The 19,893-nt window shown below is 73.7% G+C and carries 14 protein-coding genes and 2 pseudogenes; 13 read left to right on the top strand and 3 right to left on the bottom strand.

Annotated elements, in window-relative coordinates; genetic code table 11:
• The first annotated feature begins 305 nt into the window (after positions 1 to 305).
• The 8 genes from ACZ7GZ_RS23650 (at position 306) to ACZ7GZ_RS23615 (ending at position 10,627) form a co-directional block, all read left to right on the top strand.
• Entirely contained in the window at positions 306 to 1,376 is a 1,071-nt protein-coding gene (locus tag ACZ7GZ_RS23650; RefSeq protein WP_471027135.1) for an ABC transporter substrate-binding protein, read from the top strand.
• A gap of 2 nt (positions 1,377 to 1,378) precedes the next feature.
• Positions 1,379 to 2,455: a FecCD family ABC transporter permease gene (locus ACZ7GZ_RS23645; protein ID WP_471027134.1), complete on the top strand. Its 1,077-nt coding sequence runs from the start codon at positions 1,379 to 1,381 to the stop codon at positions 2,453 to 2,455.
• The gene (locus ACZ7GZ_RS23640; RefSeq protein WP_471027133.1) at positions 2,452 to 3,255 is read left to right on the top strand and encodes an ABC transporter ATP-binding protein; all 804 of its coding nucleotides are present in this window, start codon (positions 2,452 to 2,454) and stop codon (positions 3,253 to 3,255) included. Before ACZ7GZ_RS23645 ends, ACZ7GZ_RS23640 begins: the two co-directional genes overlap by 4 nt.
• Before the next feature lie 136 nt (positions 3,256 to 3,391).
• Positions 3,392 to 4,819: an MFS transporter gene (locus tag ACZ7GZ_RS23635; protein WP_471027142.1), complete on the top strand. Its 1,428-nt coding sequence runs from the start codon at positions 3,392 to 3,394 to the stop codon at positions 4,817 to 4,819.
• A gap of 29 nt (positions 4,820 to 4,848) precedes the next feature.
• The gene (gene asnB / locus ACZ7GZ_RS23630) at positions 4,849 to 6,675 is read left to right on the top strand and encodes an asparagine synthase (glutamine-hydrolyzing) (RefSeq protein ID WP_471027132.1); all 1,827 of its coding nucleotides are present in this window, start codon (positions 4,849 to 4,851) and stop codon (positions 6,673 to 6,675) included.
• Between the two features lie 11 nt (positions 6,676 to 6,686).
• Positions 6,687 to 7,916 (top strand): cytochrome P450 family protein, encoded by a 1,230-nt coding sequence (locus ACZ7GZ_RS23625; RefSeq protein WP_471027131.1) that lies wholly within the window; start codon positions 6,687 to 6,689, stop codon positions 7,914 to 7,916.
• Between the two features lie 530 nt (positions 7,917 to 8,446).
• Positions 8,447 to 9,379 (top strand): L-tyrosine/L-tryptophan isonitrile synthase family protein, encoded by a 933-nt coding sequence (locus tag ACZ7GZ_RS23620; RefSeq protein WP_471027129.1) that lies wholly within the window; start codon positions 8,447 to 8,449, stop codon positions 9,377 to 9,379.
• A 21-nt stretch (positions 9,380 to 9,400) separates the two neighbouring features.
• Positions 9,401 to 10,627 carry an MFS transporter gene (locus ACZ7GZ_RS23615; protein ID WP_471027127.1) on the top strand — a complete coding sequence of 409 codons (1,227 nt, stop codon included), beginning with the start codon at positions 9,401 to 9,403 and terminating at the stop codon, positions 10,625 to 10,627.
• 56 nt (positions 10,628 to 10,683) lie between these two features.
• Here the strand turns inward: ACZ7GZ_RS23615 and ACZ7GZ_RS23610 are convergent, their stop codons facing one another.
• Positions 10,684 to 11,676 carry a TIGR01777 family oxidoreductase gene (locus tag ACZ7GZ_RS23610; protein ID WP_471027126.1) on the bottom strand — a complete coding sequence of 331 codons (993 nt, stop codon included), beginning with the start codon at positions 11,674 to 11,676 and terminating at the stop codon, positions 10,684 to 10,686.
• Positions 11,677 to 11,872: 196 nt separating this feature from the next.
• On the opposite strand from ACZ7GZ_RS23610, the gene ACZ7GZ_RS23605 reads away from it, so the two are divergent.
• From ACZ7GZ_RS23605 to ACZ7GZ_RS23595, 3 genes and pseudogenes are all read left to right on the top strand, one after another.
• Positions 11,873 to 12,538 (top strand): ScbR family autoregulator-binding transcription factor, encoded by a 666-nt coding sequence (locus ACZ7GZ_RS23605; RefSeq protein ID WP_471027124.1) that lies wholly within the window; start codon positions 11,873 to 11,875, stop codon positions 12,536 to 12,538.
• Positions 12,539 to 12,616: 78 nt separating this feature from the next.
• Positions 12,617 to 12,869 (top strand): annotated as a pseudogene (locus tag ACZ7GZ_RS23600) (SAM-dependent methyltransferase); the annotation flags it as partial.
• Positions 12,841 to 13,131 (top strand): annotated as a pseudogene (locus ACZ7GZ_RS23595) (SAM-dependent methyltransferase); the annotation flags it as partial. The pseudogenes ACZ7GZ_RS23600 and ACZ7GZ_RS23595, both read left to right, overlap by 29 nt.
• Before the next feature lie 21 nt (positions 13,132 to 13,152).
• On the opposite strand, the gene ACZ7GZ_RS23590 reads toward ACZ7GZ_RS23595, so the two are convergent.
• Positions 13,153 to 14,319, bottom strand: a complete 1,167-nt coding sequence (locus tag ACZ7GZ_RS23590) for a PucR family transcriptional regulator (RefSeq protein ID WP_471027123.1) — start codon at positions 14,317 to 14,319, stop codon at positions 13,153 to 13,155.
• Between the two features lie 186 nt (positions 14,320 to 14,505).
• Between ACZ7GZ_RS23590 and ACZ7GZ_RS23585 the strand changes: the two genes are divergently transcribed.
• Positions 14,506 to 16,011 (top strand): long-chain-fatty-acid--CoA ligase, encoded by a 1,506-nt coding sequence (locus tag ACZ7GZ_RS23585; RefSeq protein WP_471027122.1) that lies wholly within the window; start codon positions 14,506 to 14,508, stop codon positions 16,009 to 16,011.
• 56 nt (positions 16,012 to 16,067) lie between these two features.
• Positions 16,068 to 16,511, top strand: coding sequence for a DNA-binding protein (locus tag ACZ7GZ_RS23580; protein WP_471027120.1), 444 nt, complete (start codon positions 16,068 to 16,070; stop codon positions 16,509 to 16,511).
• Here the strand turns inward: ACZ7GZ_RS23580 and ACZ7GZ_RS23575 are convergent.
• Positions 16,508 to 19,678 carry an amidohydrolase family protein gene (locus ACZ7GZ_RS23575; RefSeq protein ID WP_471027140.1) on the bottom strand — a complete coding sequence of 1,057 codons (3,171 nt, stop codon included), beginning with the start codon at positions 19,676 to 19,678 and terminating at the stop codon, positions 16,508 to 16,510. The genes ACZ7GZ_RS23580 and ACZ7GZ_RS23575 overlap by 4 nt on opposite strands.
• Positions 19,679 to 19,893: the final 215 nt, after the last annotated feature.

The following is a 19,893-nucleotide window of genomic DNA, read 5'->3' as shown; positions in this document are numbered from 1 at the left end:
TCCGGAGCTCGTCGAAGAAGTTGACGTCGAGCACTATGCGTCAATCCCTCTCAGGGTTGAAAGTCTGTGGTCTGAAACGGGGGCCTGGGGGTCGGGGGGGGGGGGGGGGGGGGGGGGGGCGGCCCCCCCCCCCCCCCCCCCCCCCCCCCCCCCCCCCGAGCCCGCACGTGGCGCCCTTCCCGCGCGTCCGGCGCCACCTCCGAGCGGAATCCCCCGCGCCCGGGAACTCCCGGGACCTCCGCCCCGACTACTGGACCGGGTGACGGAGGTTCACCCGCGTACCGAGTGGAACCGGGAGTTGTTCGATGCGTTCTCGCGTGTGGGGCGGTACGGCGGCCGTCGTACTGGGCGGCCTGCTGGTGGCGGGGTGCGGCGGCGCGGGGAAGGAGGACGCCGCGGCCGACGGCGCGGGGGCGGCCGGAGCCGGCGGCTACCCGGTGACCGTGACCGACTGCGCCGGCGCCGCGACGACCTTCTCCAGGGCCCCCGAGAAGATCGTCACCAGCAACGCCTCCAGCCTGGAGCTGCTGTTGCGCCTCGGCGTCGGGGACCGGGTGATCGGCACCGGGTTCCCGCCCGGAAAGGGCACGCTGCCCGGCGCGCTCGACGCACAGGCGCGGAAGGTCGAGGTACTCAGCCGGAGCGTCATCCCGAAGGAGAAGCTGCTCGGCTCGGGTGCCGACCTGTACATCGACACGTTCGCCGCCATGGGCGGCATGGGCGGCGGGATGGGCGACGCTCCGACCGAGGACGAGTTCGAGGCGGCCGGCATCAAGCACGTCTATCTGAAGTCCACCGCCTGCGCCGCACGCAACGACAAGCCGGTCACCGACCTGTCTGCCGTCGAGTCGGACATCACCTCCCTCGGCGCGGTCACCGGAACGAGCGCGCGGGCCAAGGAACTCGTCGCCGGCATGCGCGAGAAGGTCGACTCGGTCCGCAAGGCGGTCGGCGGCACCGCACCGAGCGCGCGTCCGACGTACTTCTTCTTCGACTACGACGCCGGGACCAAGCAGCCCACCGTCGTCTGCGACCGCCAGATCGCCAACGCCGTGATCACCCTCGCCGGCGCCCGCAACGCGTTCGCCGACTGCCACGGCGACTACCGGCAGGTCGGCTGGGAGGACGTCATCGCCAGGAACCCCGACTGGATCCAGCTCGGCGTACGCGACCGGGGCAGTGCCGCAGCGAACAAGACGGCGTTCGACGAGGCGGAACAGTGGCTCAGGAGCAACGCGGCCACGAAGGGACTGAAGGCCGTCAAGGCGGGTCACTTCCTGCGGATCGGCTCCGAGCGGACCACCATCGCCGGGGTCGAGAACGCCGACACCGTACGGCGGATCGCCCGCACCCTCTACCCGGGCAAGGTCGTCTAGCCGTGCGTGCCCTTCTGTTGCGGCGCACGGACACGGCCGCCGCCGAGGACGCGCGCCCCCTGCCCGCCGGGCCGCTGCTGCTGGTCCTGGGCGTCGTCCTGCTGCTGGCCCTGACGGCGGCCGTGGCCTGGGGATCGACCGCCATCCCGCCCGTCGAGGTGTGGAACGTGATCGGGCGCAGACTGTCCGGGGCGCCGCCGCGGGCCGGCACCGACGACCTGATCGTCTGGCAACTGCGCGTGCCCCGCGCCCTGCTCGCCGCGCTCGTCGGAGCCGGGCTCGGTCTGGTGGGTACGGCGGTGCAGGCACTGGTGCGCAACCCGCTCGCCGACCCGTACCTGCTGGGCATCTCCAACGGTGCCTCCCTCGGCGCCGTCGCCGCCCTCGTGCTCGGCCTCGGCACCGGCGGGGCACTGGGCCTCGGCCTGTCCGGCGCCGCCTTCGCCGGAGCCCTCGCCACCTTCGCACTGGTGTGGGCGGTGGCGGCCCGGCGCGGCGGGTTCGCGCCGCTGCGTCTGGTGCTGGCCGGGGTCGCCATCGGCCAGTTCCTGTCCGGCTTCACCAGCTACCTGGTGCTGCGCGCCGGGGACGAGCAGCAGACGCACAGCGTGCTGTTCTGGCTCATGGGCAGCCTCGGCGGCGCGAACTGGGACCTCCTCGCGGTTCCGGCGGTCGCCGTACCCGGCGCCTGGCTGTGTCTGCAGGCCCGCGCCCGTGGCCTCAACGCCCTGTTGATGGGCGACGAGACGGCGGCCGGACTCGGCATCGACGTCACCCGGCTGCGCCGCGAACTGTTCACGGTGACCAGCGTGCTCACCGGTGTCCTGGTCGCCGTCTCCGGGGCGATCGCCTTCGTCGCGCTGATGGTGCCGCACGTCTGCCGGCTGCTCGTCGGCGGCGACCACCGGCGGCTGCTGCCCGTCTCCGCGCTCGGCGGAGCCCTGCTGCTCGTGGTGGTCGACATCGTCTGCCGTACGGCGATGGACGGGCAGGAGCTGCCGGTCGGGGTGGTCACCTCCCTGCTGGGGGCTCCGGCCCTGCTGTACCTGCTGGACCGGCGCCTGGGGAGCGGCAGTTGAGGATCGAGATCGAGAACCTGCGGGTGGCCTACGCGGGCCGCACGGTCGTGTCGGGCGCGCATCTGGTGGCGGCCGAGGGGGAGATCACGGGCCTCGTCGGCCCGAACGGCAGCGGCAAGTCCACGCTGCTGCGCACGGTGTACCGGCACCTGAGACCGGCCGCCGGACGGGTGCTGCTGGCCGGGACCGACATCCGCGAGCTGTCCGCGGCCCGGTCGGCCCGGCATGTCGCGGCGTTGCCGCAGGAGCGCGGCACCGACTTCGAACTGACGGTGCGTGAGGTCGTCGCCATGGGGCGGACGCCGTACAAGCGGGCGTTCGCGGGCGAGGACGCCACCGACCGGGACGTCGTCGCCCGCGCTCTCGCCGACGCCGGGATGGACGGTCAGGATGGACGCCGGTTCACCGCCCTGTCCGGTGGCGAACGCCAACGGGTGCTGCTGGCCCGGGCGTTCGCGCAGGAACCGGACGTCCTCGTACTGGACGAGCCGACCAACCACCTCGACATCCGGCACCAGGTCGAACTCCTCACCCTGCTGCGCGGCCGGCGCCGTACGACCCTGGTGTCGCTGCACGACCTCAACGCCGCCGCGTCCGTCTGCGACCGGCTGCACGTCCTGCACGAGGGTGCCGTGATCGCCTCGGGCCCGCCCCGCGAGGTGCTCACCCCGCCACTGCTGTCCGAGGTCTTCGGCGTGCGCGCGGCCGTCGTCGACCACCCGCTCACCGGCGACCCGCTGATCGCCTTCGACCACCGGACACCGGCACAGCCGCGGCGGGAAGCGCCGTCACCGTGTTGAGGAACAGGCGGCCCGGTCCGGGAACTCACCCGCTGCCGCGCCCGACCTGTGTGACGGGGCTGCCGACCGGCAGCCCGCCCGCGGGGGAGGCGGAAGGGTGAGACTCCACAGTCCTGAGCCGGAACAGGCCGGTCACATGCCCGTCGGTGAGGATCGCTGGCTGCATGTCGCGGTGGCGGGCGTGCTGTCGTTCGTGGCGATGCTCGACATGAGCATCGTGAACGTGGCCCTCGCGGACCTCGCCGACGGTCTGCACGTGTCGGCCGCGACCGCACAGTGGGCCGTACTGGGCTATCAACTGCCGGTCGTCGCCCTGCTGCTGCCCGCCGGACGCGCGCTGGACGGGTTCGGGACGCGGGCCGCCGTGCTGGTCGCGACCGCCGGCTTCGGGCTGTGCGGTGCCCTGGCCGCGGTCGCTCCCTGGGCTGCCTGGCTGGTCGCCGCCCGAGTCGCCCAGGGAGCCTTCGGCGCGGTGCTGTTCGTGCTGATGCCGGTGCTCGCGATGCGCTCGGTGCGGCCGGAGCTGCGCGGGCGGGCGATGAGCGTCCCCGCGACCCTCGGACCGCTGGGCGCGGTCCTCGGACCGGCCGTGGGCGGGCTGCTGCTCGACCACCTCGGCTGGCGCTCCGTCTTCCTGGTCAAACTGCCCTTCTGCGCACTGGCCTTCGCGGTGACGGCGATGCCTGGGGCGAGCCCGGCTCGGGAGGACCGGGTGAAGGTGGCGAGCCCGGCTCGGGAGGACCGGGTGAAGGCGGCGCGGTCGCGCGTCGTCCGGCGGCCGCTGGGGGACGCCGCGCTGGTGGCCGCCGGTGTGGCGACGCTGTTGCTGGCGCTGACCCTGGCGGCGGACGACCCGGGGTGGCTGCTGCTCGTGGCCGCCGCCCTGCCGCCGCTGGGGTGGTGGCTGCGGGGCCCGGGCGCTCGCCCGCTCGTCGGCGTGCTGCGCGTCGGCGGGCTGCTGCGGGCGCACGGCGCGGTACTGGCGCTGGCGGCCGGATTCGCCGCCATGCACTACGTCGTCGCCCTGCACCTGCAGCGCGACGACGGCCTCAGCGCGACCACCACAGGCCTGACGGTCCTCGCCTTCCCGCTCGGCATGGCCCTGGCCGGACCCCTCGGCGGGCGCCTGGCCGACCTGGCCCCAGTCCGGACCGGCGCGCGCGGGCCGGCCCGCCGCGGACCCCGCGCGGTCGCCGTCACCGGCGCCGCGCTCACCGCGGCCGGACTGCTCCTGCTGCTGCCACTGGGAGACGACTGGTCGCCCGGAGCCGTGGCCTGGCGGCTCGCCCTGGCCGGCGTCGGCATGGGCCTGAACGGCGGCCCCGTCCAGGCCCTGGTCATGGGCGCGGCCCCGCCGGACCGGATCGCCGCCGTCGGATCCACGGTGCAACTCGCCCGCGGCCTGGGCTTCGCCCTCGGCCCCGCCCTCGCGACCGCCGCCTGGGGCATCACAGGACCGGGTGCCGGCGCCCGGGCGGCACTGGCCCTGGCCGCCACGGCCGCCTGCCTCGCCGTGCCCCTGCTCGCGCACCCCGGCCGGCGCCCCGACACCGATCCCCGCTGACACCGTTCCCCGCTGATCCTGGAGTACTCATGTGCGGAATCACCGGCTGGGCGTCCTTCCACGGCGACGCCCGCACCCGGACCCCGGTCATCGAGGCCATGACCGCCACGCTCGCGCCTCGCGGCCCCGACGCCGGCGGCATCTGGCTCGGCGAGCGCGCCGCCCTCGGCCACCGCCGGCTGGCCGTCATCGACCTCGCGGGCGGCGCACAGCCCATGCCGGACCGGCCCGACACACCGGCCCTCGTGCTGAGCTACAGCGGCGAGATCTACAACCACCACCAGCTGCGGACACGACTGAGCGCCCGCGGGCACCACTTCCGCACCCGCAGCGACACCGAGGTGGTGCTGCGCGCCTACGCCGAATGGGGCGAGGCCGCCGCCGAACACCTGGACGGCATGTTCGCCTTCGCCGTCTGGGACGAGCGGGCCCACAAGCTCGTCCTGGTGCGGGACCGGCTCGGCGTCAAACCCCTCTTCTGGGCACGGGTGGACGGCGGCCTCGCCTTCGCCTCCGAACCCAAGGCCCTCTTCGCCCACCCGGAGATTCGGCCGCGAGTGGACGCCGACGGACTGAGGGAGGCGTACAGCCTGCTGTTCAACACCGGGCCGACGCTGTGGGACGGGATCCGGGAGGTCCAGCCCGGGAGCTGCCTGGTCCTGGACCGCGACGGTGTCCGTGAACGCCTGTACTGGCAGCTGGAGGCCGCGCCCCACACCGACGACCGGGACACCACCGTCGAGCGTGTCCGCGCCCTGGTCGGTACCGCGGCCCGCGGTCAGCTGGAGGCGGACGTCCCGGTGTGCAGCCTGCTGTCCGGTGGACTGGACTCCACCGTCCTGACCGCCCTGCTCGCCGACGAACTCCGCCGGCGCGAGGGCCCGGACGCCCGCATCCGCTCCCATGCCGTCGACTACAGCGACCAGGCCGAGCGGTTCACCGGGGACGTCCTGCGCACCGGCCACGACACCCCGTACGCCGTCGAGGCCGGCGCCTTCATCGGCACCGACCACAGCACGGTCGTACTCGACCCGCACGCCCTGCTCGACCCCGAGCACCGCAAGGCCGTCGTCGTGGCGCGGGACTCGCCGATCGGCGTGGGCGACATGGACACCTCGCTGTATCTGCTGTTCGGTGAGATCCGCCGGCACTCCACGGTCGCCCTGTCCGGGGAGGCGGCGGACGAGGTGTTCGGCGGCTACCCCTGGTTCCACAGCCCGGACGCCCTCGCGGCCGGCACCTTCCCCTGGCTGCTCGTGACCGGCGACGAGGCCGCCATGCCCCTCAACCCCGAACTCGGTCTGCGCATGGGTGAGTTCCGCGACGACACCTACCGCAGCGCCCTGGCCGCCGTACCGCACCTGGACGACGAGACCCCCGCCGAACACCGGCAACGTGAGATGCAGCACCTGTCCCTGACCCGGTGGCTGCGTCAACTCCTGCACCGCAAGGACCGGCTGAGCATGGCGCAAGGCCTGGAGGTGCGGGTCCCGTACTGCGACCACCGGCTGGTCGAGTACGCCTTCAACGCGCCCTGGGCGCTGAAGAGCCACGACGGCCGGGAGAAGAGCCTGCTGCGCGCCGTGGGCACCGGCCTCGCCCCCGACTCGGTCCTGCACCGGCCCAAGAACCACTACCCGGCCACCCACCACCCCGACTACAACCGCGGCCTGCAGAACCTGGCCCGGGACGCCCTGGCCACCGCGCAGGTACGGGACCTCGCCGACGAAACCCGCATCAAGCCCTGCCTCGACACCCCGCCGGACCGACTGCGGTGGGGCCACCGGCTGCGCCTCGAACGCGTCGTCGACCTCGCCCTGTGGCTGGACCACCACCGACCCGAACTCGCCCTGTGAGGAGCCCGAGCATGACCGACGTACAAGGCCCCGTCCCGCTCATGGGCTGCCCCTACAAGAGCGACCCCTACCCGCTGTACGAGCGGATGCGCGACACCGGGCCGGTCCACCGTGTCCTCTTCCCGAGCGGCGTCCAGGCCTGGCTCGTCACCGGATACGACGCCGCCCACGCCGCGCTCGGCGACGACCGGCTCGGCAAGAACCACGACCGGGGCAACCCCCGCTGGCGCGCCCGCGCCTCGATCATGCCCGAGCCGCAGCACTCCCAGCTCCAGGTCCATCTGCTGCATCAGGACCCGCCGCGGCACACCCGCATGCGGCGCCTCGTCACCGACGCCTTCACCCCGCGCCGGATCGAGCGACTCCGCTCCCGCATGCGGGAGCTGGCCGACGGACTCGTGGACGCCCTGCCGGAGACCGGCCCCGCCGACCTGGTCGGCGGCTTCGCCGCGCACTTCCCCTTCCAGGTGCTCGCCGAGGTGATCGGTCTGCCGCGGGAACTGGCCGCACGGTTCGACCGCGACTGGGGCAAGGTCGTCCAGCCCGTCGGCCCGGCCGATCCGGGACGTCCGCTGTACGAGGCCCGCCTGCACGGCCTGCAGAGCTACATCGCCGAGGTCGTCGCCCACAAGCGCGCGGAACGGGACGACGACCTTCTCAGCCGCCTCGTCGTGGCCCGTGACCGGCGCGAACTGTCCCAGGAGGAGCTGGACTCGATGATCTTCCAGCTCCTGGTCGCGGGCCAGGAACCGGTCACCAACCAGATCACCACCGCGCTGATCGCCCTGCTCCGCAACCCGGCCCAGCTCACCCGGCTCCGGGACGAGCCCGCCCTGCTGCCCCGTGCCGTCGAGGAACTCCTCCGCTACGACAGCGCCTTCGAGCTCACCACCTGGCGCTTCTTCGACAAGGACAGCGACCTGTTCGGCGCCCGGATCCCGGCCGGTGACTCCGTGATCGTGTCCCTGTGCGCCGCCAACCGCGACCCGCACCGCTTCCCCGACCCCGGCACCCTGGACCTCGACCGCAGCCCCAACCCCCACCTCGCCTTCGGCCACGGCATCCACTTCTGCCCCGGCGCGGCCCTGGCCCGCGCCGAACTCCAGATCGCCCTCGGCACGCTCCTCACCAGACTGCCGGGCCTGCGTCTGGCCATCGCCGACGACAGGATCGAGTGGATCCCCGCAGTCCTGGCCCGCGGCACCAACCGCCTGCCGGCCGACTACGACCGGCGGCTCTGACACGGTTCCGGCCCCTGACGCAGGGGGTGACACGCGTGCCCCTCTCCGCCGGCCGGCGGGCCCGCGTGCCCCTCTCCGCCGGCCGGCCGGGCCCGCGTGCTGCTTCCGCCGGCGGGCCGGGCCACGGGGCCGTGACGGCCGACTCGTCCGTCGACCGGTCCGGAGGGGTGAAGGTGCCTGCCCGTCCGCCGACCGGGCCGGCGGTGTCGTCGTGCCCGGCCCGTCTGCCGACCGGCGTGTGGGTGCGGTAGCGCGCCTCTCGCCGGGCGGGGCCGTGAGGCCATGGCCGGTCGAGTCCGCGGGCTCGTGACGGCCGGGTCCTGACGGCCGGGTCCTGACGACCGGTCCGAGGCAGCCGCCCACTCGCCTCGCCGCCGAACCCCCACCGGACACGCACGGCGCCCGGTCGCGCTTCGCCGACGAGCCGTCCGCCGTCGTGCCTGCGCACCCGTAACCCGTGGACCAGGCCACCCGAACAGCCGTGCATCCCCTCGTTCCCCGCTTCCCCTTTCCCGCCCCCGGAGACCCGCATGCCCCTGACGACCGCGCCGGACATCCGCCCCGCGAGCATCAGCGCCGCCATCCTCAGGCTGCTCCTGCCCCATCACCGCACCACCGACCGGACCCCCGCGCCCGTGGAGGCGTTCCCGCACCAGCTCCGACGCATCGCAGAGTTCGTGCGCGACGGCGCCCCGGTCGTCTTCACCCTTCCCGGCTTCCCCTGTAAGTCCCCCAACCCGGCCAAGGTGTTGGGCCACCTGCCCGACCAGGGCGAACGCCTCTCCCTGAGCTTCCTGCACCGGCTCTGCACGGACATCGAGCGGATCCACCCGCCCGGCGCCCGCATCGTGATCTGCTCCGACGGACACGTCTTCGGCGACGTCATCCGGGTCCCCGATCCCCACATCGACGCCTACGCCGACGAACTGCGCCGACTCATCGCAGACTTGGGCCTCACCAGACTCTCCGTCTTCGACCTGCGGGATCTGCTCGGGGACCTGCCGTACGACGCGAAACGCGCCCACATCGACCGACACCACGCGCCCACCGTCGACGCCCTGCGCGCCGAGGTGCACGCCGACGACCAGGTGCGCGCCCTCTACCGGGGCGTCACGCGCTTCCTCGTCGAGGACACCGCCGAGTGCCCGGGCACCCGTTCAGCCCTCCAACGAGCCTGCCGGCAGCGCGCGTACGCCGTCCTGCAGCGCAGCCGCGCCTGGGGCGCCCTGATCGCCGAACACCATCCGGCGGCCGTACGACTGTCCATCCACCCGCAGCCGATCGGTGCCGCGAAGTTCGGCATCCGCCTCCTGGACGCCCCGGACGCCTGGACCACTCCCTGGCACTCCGCCGCCCTGCACCGAGCGGACGGAACCTGGACGCTGATGCCGCGCAGCGGGGCCGCAGAGCTGGGACACCTGGTGACGGTCGACGGCAGACCGAGCCATTTCCGGCAGACGTGAGCGGGACGAGACCATAGGACCATGAGGACGACAGACGGAGGTCCGGGCTCGGGGCGGCCGGCGATGGGGCCCTGGCGGTTCGTGGTGTGGTTCGGCACGGTCAGTCTGCTGGCGGACTTCGTCTACGAGGGCGCCCGTTCGATCACGGGCCCCTTGCTGGCCTCGCTGGGCGCATCCGCCCTGGTGGTCGGCGTGGTGACGGGCGCGGGGGAGGCCGCCTCGCTGGGTCTGCGGCTGGTCTCCGGCCCGCTGGCCGACCGTACCGGCCGCTTCTGGGGGCTGGCGATCGCCGGGTACGCCCTGACGGTCGCGTCGGTTCCGCTTCTGGGGGTCGTCGGGGTGCTCTGGGCGGCCTGTGCCCTGGTGATCGCGGAGCGCGTCGGCAAGGCGGTGCGCTCTCCGGCCAAGGACACGATGCTGTCGCACGCGACGGAGGCGATCGGGCGGGGCCGTGGCTTCGCCGTGCACGAGGCCATGGACCAGATCGGCGCCCTGGTCGGCCCGCTGCTCGTGGCCGGGATGCTCGCCCTGACCGGCGGCGACTACGGACCGGCGCTCGGCGTGCTGGCACTGCCCGGTGCGGCCGTCCTGGTGCTGCTGCTGTGGCTCAGGGCCCGGGTGCCGGACCCTGAGGCGTACGAGCGCGAGACGACGGTCGGCACGACGCCTTGGGAGCAGCCTCAAGGCGGGCGGATGCCGCGGGCGTTCTGGGCCTACGCCGGGTTCACGGCGGTCACCACGGCCGGCTTCGCCACCTTCGGTCTCCTCTCCTACCACCTGGTCGAGCGCCGTCTGATGGCCGCCGTCTGGGTGCCGGTGCTGTACGCGGCGGCGATGGCCGTGGACGCCGTGTCGGCGCTGGTGACGGGGTGGCTGTACGACCGGTTCGGTCCGCGCGTCCTGGTCGCCCTGCCCCTGCTCACGGCCGGCGTGGCACTGCTGGCGTTCACGGACACCGTCGCCGTCGCGGTGGCCGGGTCGCTGGTCTGGGGCGCCGCCATGGGCATCCAGGAGTCCACCCTGCGCGCCACCGTGGCGGACCTGGTACCGAGCGGCCGGCGCGCGACCGCGTACGGCCTGTTCGCCGGTGTGGTGGGCACGGCGAGTCTGGCGGGCGGCGCGCTGACCGGCGGCCTGTACGGCTACTCGATTCCCCTGCTGATCACGGTGGTGGCCGCGATCCAGGTCGTCGCGCTGGTGCTGCTGGGGGTCACCCGCGCGGCCCGTGCCCCACTCCCGCGCCGGTGACCCGGGGCGGTCCCGGGGCAGGTCCGCCGCCCGGAACGCCGCTTCCCGTCACCGGGTCAGGTCCGCCGTCCGGACGCCGGCGCCCCCACCCGCCTGCGACGTGCCGCCCGGGACGACCTGGCCCGGCGCACGAGGTCCGTGGCGGCCGGCTGCCACGCGCGGTACGCGAAGTCGAACCCGGCCTCCCGCAGCCGTCCCGGGACCACCCGGCGGCTCTTGAGCAGCAACTCCGTGTCCGAGCGCAGCGCGAACGCCCCCAGCTCCGCCATCCACCGCGTGGCCGGCAACCCCACGGGGACGCCCCAGGCCGTGCGCAGCGCCCGCATGAACTCCCGCTGAGGCAACGGGCCGGGGGAGGCGAGGTTCACCGGCCCGTCGATGTCGTCCCGCTCGATCAGGAACTCCACCGCGCGCACGAAGTCCTCGTCGTGGATCCAGGAGACGTACTGCGCCCCGCCGGCGACCGGGCCGCCCAGCCCCAACCGGGCGAGCCCCAGCAGCACGTCGAAGACGCCGCCCCGGTCCGGGCTCATCACCATCGCCGCGCGCAGTGCCACCTTCCGTGTCGCCGGCGTCGGCGCCTCGGACTGGGCGCGCTCCCAGTTCCGGGCGATGTCGACGCTGTACGACCAGTACTGCGGAACCCCGGCCTCCGAGCCGCCGATCACCCCTGTCGCCTCGTCGTGCGCCGCGTCGAAGCGATGGGCGTAGACCGTTGCCGTACTCATCTGCAGCCACACCCGCGGTGGCCGCGCGGCGGCGGCGATCGCCTCCCCGACCACCCGCGCGGAGTCCACCCGCGAATCCATCATGGCCCGCAGGTTCTCGGCGGTGTAGCGGCAGGAGACGCTGCGTCCGGCCAGGTTGATGACGACATCGCTGCCGTCGATCACCTCGGCCCAGCGACCGAGCGTGACGCCGTCCCATCCGACCTGCCGTTCCCGCTCCGGCCGCCGGGTCAACACGGTCACCTCATGCCCGGCCGCCGTCAGCGCCCGGTCGAGAATCGTGCCCACCTGTCCGGTTCCCCCGGGCAGAACCACCTTCATCGAGCCCCCTCGGTTCGGTGCGCCCAGCGTAGCCGAGAATTTGAACGCGTTCAAAACATCCACGGGTCCGTCATCTCGAGGCGCATGTCAGGCGCATGTGCCAAGTCCGCGCAACTGTCCCGCGGTACCCCGGCGTTGACCTGCGCTGCGGTAAGGTACGAGCTGTTTGGTTTAATTTTCAGCTTGAGGAGGGTCCATGGCTCAGCAGGAGCGAGCTGTCCGGACCCGGCGTGCTGTTCTCGAAGCCGCCGCGGCGGTCTTCGCCGAGCGCGGATACGCGGCCGCGACCATCGCCGAGATCCTCGACCGGGCCGGAGTGACCAAGGGCGCCCTGTACTTCCACTTCGACTCCAAGGCGGCCCTCGCCCAAGGCGTGCTGCGGGAGCAGATCACCACCGAGTACCACCTCACCCGGGAACTGAAGTTGCAGGAGTGGGTCGACGCGGGCATGACCCTGGCCCAGCGGCTGCCCCGGGAGCCCATGCTGCTCGCGGGCGTCCGGCTCTCGGCCGACCTGCAGGGCCGCGATGTCCTCGGCAGCGCCTGGCCGGCCTGGGCCGAGCTGACCGGGGCCGTGCTCACCGAGGCCAAGGAACGCGGTGAGGTGCTCCCGCACGTGGTGCCCGAGGAGACCGCCGAGGTGTTCCTCGGCGCGTGGATCGGCGTGCAGTTCGTCTCCCAGACCGTTGCGGGCTGGGCCGACCTCGACCACCGGATGTCGGCCCTCTTCAACCACCTGCTCCCCGCGATCGCCGCTCCGGCCGTCCTCGTCCGCCTCGACACCGCACCGGACCGGGGTGTCCGGGTGATCGCGGAGGCACGACAGAAGTCGGCGCTCCCTCTGGCCTGCGCCAACAACTGAGTACCTCGCTCCCTTGGCCTGTGCGCGACCGCCATACCAAACCGCCGGGTCGGTTCTCGACGGAACGGCTCTTGCCCGATGAACGACTGGAAGTGGGACAAGACCCTCTTCGAAGGCACGGCCGCCTACTACCAACAGGGCCGACTGCCCTACGCCCCGGGGCTGGTGCCGCTGCTGGCCGAGGTCCTGGCGACGGACGGACACGGACGGCTCCTCGACGTGGGATGCGGTCCCGGAACCGTCGCCATCCCGCTGGCCGTGCTGTTCCGCGAGGTCGGTCGGGGTCGACCCGGACGCCGGAGCCCCCGGGCAAGGCGGCCACCGTATGGCGCACCGACGCCGACTACATCGGGCGGGACACCTACGACATCCCCGACCAGCGGGTCGTGTCGCACCACTTCCGCTTCGACGGGACCGGGCAGGCCCGGCTGTACCGCAGCCCGCACCGCTACGTCTGGCCCTCCGAACTCGACCTCATGGCCCAACTGGCCGGATTCGAGCGGGAGTCCAGGCACGCGGACTGGGAGGGCGCCGGGTTCACGGCCGAGTCCCGTTCCCATGTGTCGGTGTACCGTCTCACGGCGGCGCGCTAGCCGCGCACCCGACCGGACTGCTCAGGAAGGCAGCAGCCGCAGGGCGTACAGCGCGGCACCCAGGTCGGCGAGGGCGATCGGGTCGGCGAGCGAGCGGCCCGTCAGCTCCTCGACGCGCCGCAGCCGGTAGCGCACGGTGTTCGGGTGGACGAAGAGCCGCTCGGCGGCCTCGGCGGCCACCCCGCCCGCGCCGAACCAGTGCCCCAGCGTCCGCAGCAGCCGTGCCCGCTCCGCCTCCGGCAGGCCGAGGAGCGGGCCCAGGGCGACCTCGACCAGCCGGCTGGCCTCCGCGGGCGCCGCGGCCACCAGCATCGCCAGTGGGCTGTCGTCGAACCGGGCGACCCCCGGCCCGTCGGCGGGCAGTCCGGCCAGCGCCAGCCGGGCGAAACGCAGCGCCTGCGGGGTGTCCCGCAACGAGTCGAACCGGGGGCTGACGCCGACCCGCGCGCGCCGTCGGCGCAGCGCCCGCACGCTCACCGTCTCCGCGTCCCGGTGCGCGAGCGAGACCAGCCCGATCTGCTGGTCCGGCAGCAGCCGCCACACCGACGCCACCCCCGAGTGGCGCAGCGCCGCCTCGATGCCGGGCAGCGGCTCCTGGCCGGGGTCCGGCACCGCCGCGGCCACGACCGCGTACGGGCCGCGCTCCGGCAGCCCGAGCTGCCGCGCCGCCTCCCACGGCGTCGTACGATCCGCGAGGGCGCCCGTGAACAGCGCCTCGGCCAGGGCCGAGCGGCGCGCCTCGCGCTGCAGCGCCAGCTCCGCGCTGGCCTCGCGGTAGGCGGCCGCCACGGCCTCCGCGTACCGGCCGAACAGGGCCCAGATCTCCGAGGAGCCGGCCACCAGCTCGGCGTCCGACACCTCCGGGTGCCGGCGCGCCTCGTCGACCATCTCCGACCAGAGCAGCTCGAAACCGACCCGGTAGGCGTGCAGCGTGTCCGCGAGCGGCACGCCCTGCTCGGCGCGCAGCCGTCCGGTCTGCTGCGCGGCTCCCACGTCGGGCTCGGCGCCGTGGGCGAAACGGCCGAGGAGCAGATCGGCGTTGCCCTCGCAGGACTCCCTCAGCGACGCGAAGGGGATGAGCGAGTCGTCGGCGTACGACTCGACCTCCGCGCGGATGCGCTCGGTCATCAGCCCGCCCAGCTCCGGAAGGCGCACACGCAACGCGGCGACCACATTCTGCAGACCCATACCCGCAGCGTACGGCGGTACCTTTGTGTTCAGGAACAACTCTGGCAGAGGTGAACTGTGGGCGTCGCCATGGACCCCCGCGATCGTGCGGGCGACCATGCCGTGAGCGTCGGGGACGGGACCCCGCGTCAGCGTCGGGGACGGGACCCCGTGAGCGCGGCGAGCGCGTGTGTGCGAGGAGGCATCATGGCCAATTTGGCGGAGTTCCTGGTGGAGTCGGCACGACAGAGGGCCGGGAGTCCGGCGCTGCGGCTCGGTACGGCGACCACCACCTATGCCGAACTGGACCGGCTGAGCGCCCAGGCCGCCGCGCTGCTGCGCACCGAGGGTCTGCGCACCGGCGACCGGGTCGCGCTGATGCTTCCGAACGTGCCCGAGTTCGTCGTCCTGTACTACGCGGTCCTGCGCGCAGGCGGCATCGTCGTGCCGCTGAATCCGCTGCTGAAGGAGCGCGAGACCGAGTACCACCTGCGCGACTCAGGCGCCGTCCTGCTCTTCGAGTGGCACCAGGCGCCCGGTGAGGGGGCAGCCGGGGCGGACGCCGCCGGCGTACGGCGCCTTGGGGTCGAACCGGCCGCCTTCGCGGCCGAACTGGCGCGGCTGGAGCCGCAGTACGAGGTGACCGCCGCCGCCGGTGACGACATCGCCGTGCTGCTGTACACCTCGGGCACCACCGGCCGGCCCAAGGGCGCGGCGCTCACCCATGCCGGGCTCCGCCACAACACCGAGGTCAACGTGACCGAGGTCCAGCGGCTGACCTCCGACGACGTGATCGTGGGCTGCCTGCCGCTGTTCCACATCTTCGGGCAGACCTGCACCATGAACGTCGCCGTCCGCAGCGGCGCCTCCCTCACGCTCGTCCCGCGCTTCGAGCCGCAGACGGTGCTCGACGCCATCGCCCGCGACCGGGCGACCGTGTTCGAGGGCGTCCCCACCATGTACGCGGCGCTGCTCCAGCACCCGGGCGCCGCCGCGGCGGACGTGTCCAGTCTGCGCATGTGCGTCTCGGGCGGCGCGTCCCTGCCGGTGGAGATCCTGCACGGGTTCGAGCGGCGCTTCGGCTGCATGGTGCTCGAAGGCTTCGGCATGTCCGAGACCAGCCCGGTCGTCTCCTTCAACCACCCCGACCGCCCGCGCAAGCCCGGATCCGTCGGCACGCCCATCCGCGATGTGGAGGTCCGGCTGCTCGACGAGGCCGGCCGGGACGTGGCACCGGGCGAGGTCGGTGAACTGGCGGTGCGCGGGCCGAACGTGATGAAGGAGTACTGGCACCGCCCCGAGGAGACGGCCGCCACCATCCCCGACGGCTGGCTGCGCACCGGCGACGTGGCCCGCCGGGACGAGGACGGCTATCTGTTCATCGTCGACCGGAAGAAGGACATGATCATCCGCGGCGGCTACAACGTCTACCCGCGCGAGATCGAGGAGGTGCTGCACGAGCATCCCGCCGTCGCCCTCGCCGCGGTCCTCGGGGTGCCCGACGAGCGGCTCGGCGAGGAGGTGGCCGCCGCGGTCGTGCTGCGGCCGGGAGCCCAGGCGGACACCGAGGAACTGCAGCGGTTCGTCCGGGACCGGGTCGCGGCCTACAAGTACCCACGCCGGCTGTGGCTGACGGACGCCCTGCCGATGGGCCCGAGCGGCAAGATCCTCAAGCGGGAGATCGCCGCACCGCTCTCCTCAGAAGAGCGATGAACAACCTGTTCACAATAGTCCGTTGACTCATGTCGTGTGTGTCGCATCCTGACGACATGTCATCGACCGCTGACCACACCGATCCCTTCACACCTCCCCAGCCGGAGCAGGCCCGCGCCCAGCGGGTGTACACCTCGCTGTTCCGCATCGCCGAGCGGCATGCGGCGACGGACGAGCAACGGCGCCGGCAGACGAATCCGTCGCTCCTCGCGCCGCACGAGGCCGTCAGGCTCGTCACGTTCCTGCTCAGCGGGGCCGCGATGCGCGAGGACGGCGAGCCGGAGGTGGACCACGCCGACATCACGGCCGCGCTGACCCTCGTCCCGCTGGTCCGTGCGGAGCTGGACGAACTGGAGGCCGGGCTCCTTCAGATGGCGCGGGGCCGGGGCCTGACCTGGCCCGAGATCGCCTTCGGTCTCGGACTCGGCACCCCGCAGGCCGCCAGGCAGCGCTACGAACGACTGGCGAGCCGCACCGCCACGGACGACGAACCCTCCTAAGCGCCGTCCGTGCCGGGATGGCAGCACGAGCCCTGCCGGAAGTGACCGGCCACCTCGAGCCATGTCATGCCGCGGGGCGGCTCCTGCCCGGCCGACCCGCCCTGCCCGTGCGCGGACGTCAGGTCGCCCTGCGCGTGGGGGACACCCTCGCGTACCACGACCGGGATGTCGACGAGGGTGTCGAAGTCGGCGAACGGATCGCCGTCGACGATCGTCAGGTCGGCGATCCTGCCCTCCTGCACCGTACCGAGGTCGGCGTCGAGGCCGAAGAGACGGGCCGGCACGGTGGTCGCGCTGTGCAGGGCCTCGGCGGGAGTGAAGCCGTGGGCGTGCAGGGCACGCAGCGCGAGGTGCAGGGAGAGGCCGACCGGGACCAGGGGGGCGTCGGTGCCCAGGGCGATACGGGCGCCGTGCGTCGCCAGCCGCCGGTAGTCCGCCATCTCCGTGGCCAGAGCGCGCCGTTGCGCGTCGGTGGGCGCGGTCCGGGCGTGTGCGCGGACGACGGCGACGTCCCAGGGCGGCATGAGGCGCGTCACGCGCGGATCCTCGGCCAGCCGAGGGTCGTCGGCGATCAGGATCTGCGCGCTGAACGGCGTGATGATCAGGGCGAAGGAGCCGTCGGCGTACTGCTGCACCAGATCCTGGCCGATACGGCCGAGGGGGGTGACGGCATGCCCGTACTCCAGGCGCTGGGTCGCCTGCAGATGGGTCGTCAGGTCCTGGCCCGCCGCCCGGCCCGGCGCGCACAGATGGCTGCCGCTGGGCACCCCCAGCGCGTGGGCGACCTCGGCCGCCTCCGCCATGACCTCGCCCGGGGCGCGCACATAGGTCTTGACGAAGTCGACGTCCAGAGCGGCGGCGCGCCGCAGCGTGCGCAGGACGCCGTCCCGGGTGCGATGGGCGCGGCCCATGCTGTACGCGGTGCGCGCGCCGTCGATGAGTTCGGCGCAGGCCAGCTGCCGCGGCCCGAGCAGGTCCCCCGCCCCGGCCGCCTCACGCAGCCGCACCGCGTCGTAGAGCGGACCGCCGAGACAGGCCGTGGTCGTGATGCCGTACGCGAGCGCGGTGAGGCTCTGACGGGCGCCGTAGGTGGCGGCATAAGGGTGGGTGTGGCTGTCGAACAGGCCGGGGAGGACGGTCCGGTCCGAGGCGTCCAGGGTGCGGTGTCCGGGGCGGCGGGCCCGGTGCGGCTCGACGGCGGTGATCCGCTTGCCGGTGACGAGGATGTCGACGTCATGCCGTGGCGGCGCGCCGGTGGCGTCCCACAGTTGGCCGGCGTGGATCCGCAGCGGCCCGGCGGCGTCGCTCGCGACGCGCCCGCTGGTCAGGCGCAGCGGGAGGGTGCGGGCCCGTGCGGTGGGAAGGGAGAGGCGGCGCAGCCGGCCGTCGGAGAGGTAGAGGAGCGTGCCGGAGTTCGCGGACCAGCTGGGGTGGTCGGCCGGCTCGTCGGTGAGCCGGCGTGCGGGACCGGCCGGTGTGCCGTCGGCCGTCACGGGCAGCAGCCACAGCGCCGACTCGGCCACCAGCGCCATCCAGCGGCCGTCGGGGGACCACACCGGCCCCGAGGCGACCCGGTCGGACAGCGAATGGTGCTCGGCGGGCAGGTGCCGGCGTTCGCCGCCGGTGCGGGTGTCGATGACGCGGATGAGGTTGTATCCCTCGCGGAACCGCTGGTTGAGCCGGTTGCGGTCGCAGAAGGCCACGTACCGGCCGTCGGGCGACCAGGTGGGGGCGCCGGGCGGCCCGTCGGTCGCCAGGGGCTTGGCCAGCTGCTGCTCGCCGCCGGTGGCCAGGGTGCGCAGCAGCAGGTTCCCGGTCAGGTCCTGGCAGGCCAGGCGGGAGCCGTCCGGTGACAGTGCGGGATACAGCCGGCCGCCCTCGGTCAGCGGCTCGTCGGCTCCGCTGTCCAGGTGACGGCGGCGTACGGCCACCAGACCGTCCTGGTCCGTGCAGTACAGCAGGCTGCGCCCGTCCGGCGCCCACGCCGGCATCTGCACCAGGTGGACGTCGGCCGCCTGGAGCAGCTTGCGCGGAGTACCTCCGACCGGCATCAGCCACAGGGCGTTCAGCGCCACGAAGGCCACGTTGCGGCCGTCGGGGGACAGGGCCGGCCGGTGCAGGCCGCGCACCGGGGCCCGCCGCTCCGGCGTGAGCGGACGCCGGGGGCGCTTCCGGGGCGGACCGGGCACGGGCATGCGGGCGGCGAAGGGCACCTCCCGCACGGACGATGCGGCGAGGGAGCGGATACGGATCCGGCCGTCACCGACGTACAGCAGCTCGTCCTCGTTCAGCCAGCACGGCGGAGCGGCCGCCAGGTCCTCGTCCGCCGTGACGACCTCTCCGTCGACCATCAGCAGAGCCTCGTCGGCCGGCAGTCCCGGAGCGCTCGCGCCGGTCAGCCGCACATACGCGATCCGCCCCGAGGGCGACACCGACGGGCACAGCAGCCGGCCCCCGGTCACGGTACGCAGCACCTGGGCCGGGCCGCCGGCGACCGGTACCCGGACCAGCGACAGACCGCCGTCGTTCCCGCCGCCCGGTGTGTGGGCGGCGCGCACGCACACCAGCGACCGCCCGTCCGCAGACCAGGCCGGATCGAAGTCCTCGTAGTCCCCGCCGGTGAGCCGGCGCGGCCGGCCGTCGGCCACGTCCAGCACGCAGAGCCCGTAGGAGGCGCCCGCTGTGGCGTCGCCGCCGCGTTCGGAGGCGAAGGCCAGGCGGGTGCCGTCGGGTGACCAGGCCACACCGCGGTCGTCCCAGGGCCCGTCCGTCACCTGCCGCAGCCCGCCGCCGTCCGGCCGCAGTGTCCACAGATGGAAGCCGCCCCCGCGATACCCGCACACGGCCAGGGTCTTCCCGTCGGGGGACAGCGCGGGACGCGTCGCCTCCAGCTCCCAGCCCGTCACCTGTTCGGCCGTTCCGCCGTCCCGGGGCACCCGCCACAGCACCCCCTGCACCTCGGCGATCAGCGCGCCGCCGGCCCGGCCGGCGGTGACCGAACCCCCGGTGGTACGCGTGTAGGTGAGGAACCGTCCGGCGCGGCCGGCCTGTGCACCGGACCCGTCCGGCAGTCCGTGTGCCGCCGCCGGCCGCGGGGAGACGGCGGTGACCAGCCCTGCCGCGGTCGTCCCGAGAAACCGGCGCCGATCGACGTTGCCGAAGTCCATACCTGTCCCCTGTCCTTTGCCGTGTCCGTTCAGCCAAGCGGCAGCGGTGCGCCCCGCACCAGTACGCGATTCCAGCCACACCGGCCCCTCCCGCACCCACAACGCCCGGACCGCGGGGCGGTCACGCCGGGTCACCCGGAGCGGGTGCACGACGGGGGCCGCGAACACCGGGGCCCGGCCCAGCCGCAGGCCGGCTGTTCGGAGAGTCGGCACGC

The sequence above is a fragment of the Streptomyces sp. NPDC037288 genome, assembly GCF_055603265.1.
This window is presented reverse-complemented; position numbering and strand designations above follow the sequence as displayed.

Excerpts from the sequence above, each read along its gene's own strand:
- ACZ7GZ_RS23650 (WP_471027135.1), top strand. The coding sequence starts at position 306 with ATGCGTTCTCGCGTGTGGGGCGGTACGGCGGCCGTCGTACTGGGCGGC.
- ACZ7GZ_RS23635 (WP_471027142.1), top strand. The coding sequence starts at position 3,392 with ATGCCCGTCGGTGAGGATCGCTGGCTGCATGTCGCGGTGGCGGGCGTG.
- asnB (WP_471027132.1), top strand. The coding sequence starts at position 4,849 with ATGTGCGGAATCACCGGCTGGGCGTCCTTCCACGGCGACGCCCGCACC.
- ACZ7GZ_RS23625 (WP_471027131.1), top strand. The coding sequence starts at position 6,687 with ATGACCGACGTACAAGGCCCCGTCCCGCTCATGGGCTGCCCCTACAAG.
- ACZ7GZ_RS23620 (WP_471027129.1), top strand. The coding sequence starts at position 8,447 with ATGCCCCTGACGACCGCGCCGGACATCCGCCCCGCGAGCATCAGCGCC.
- ACZ7GZ_RS23615 (WP_471027127.1), top strand. The coding sequence starts at position 9,401 with ATGAGGACGACAGACGGAGGTCCGGGCTCGGGGCGGCCGGCGATGGGG.
- ACZ7GZ_RS23610 (WP_471027126.1), bottom strand. The coding sequence starts at position 11,676 with ATGAAGGTGGTTCTGCCCGGGGGAACCGGACAGGTGGGCACGATTCTC.
- ACZ7GZ_RS23605 (WP_471027124.1), top strand. The coding sequence starts at position 11,873 with ATGGCTCAGCAGGAGCGAGCTGTCCGGACCCGGCGTGCTGTTCTCGAA.
- ACZ7GZ_RS23590 (WP_471027123.1), bottom strand. The coding sequence starts at position 14,319 with ATGGGTCTGCAGAATGTGGTCGCCGCGTTGCGTGTGCGCCTTCCGGAG.
- ACZ7GZ_RS23585 (WP_471027122.1), top strand. The coding sequence starts at position 14,506 with ATGGCCAATTTGGCGGAGTTCCTGGTGGAGTCGGCACGACAGAGGGCC.
- ACZ7GZ_RS23580 (WP_471027120.1), top strand. The coding sequence starts at position 16,068 with ATGTCATCGACCGCTGACCACACCGATCCCTTCACACCTCCCCAGCCG.
- ACZ7GZ_RS23575 (WP_471027140.1), bottom strand. The coding sequence starts at position 19,678 with ATGGACTTCGGCAACGTCGATCGGCGCCGGTTTCTCGGGACGACCGCG.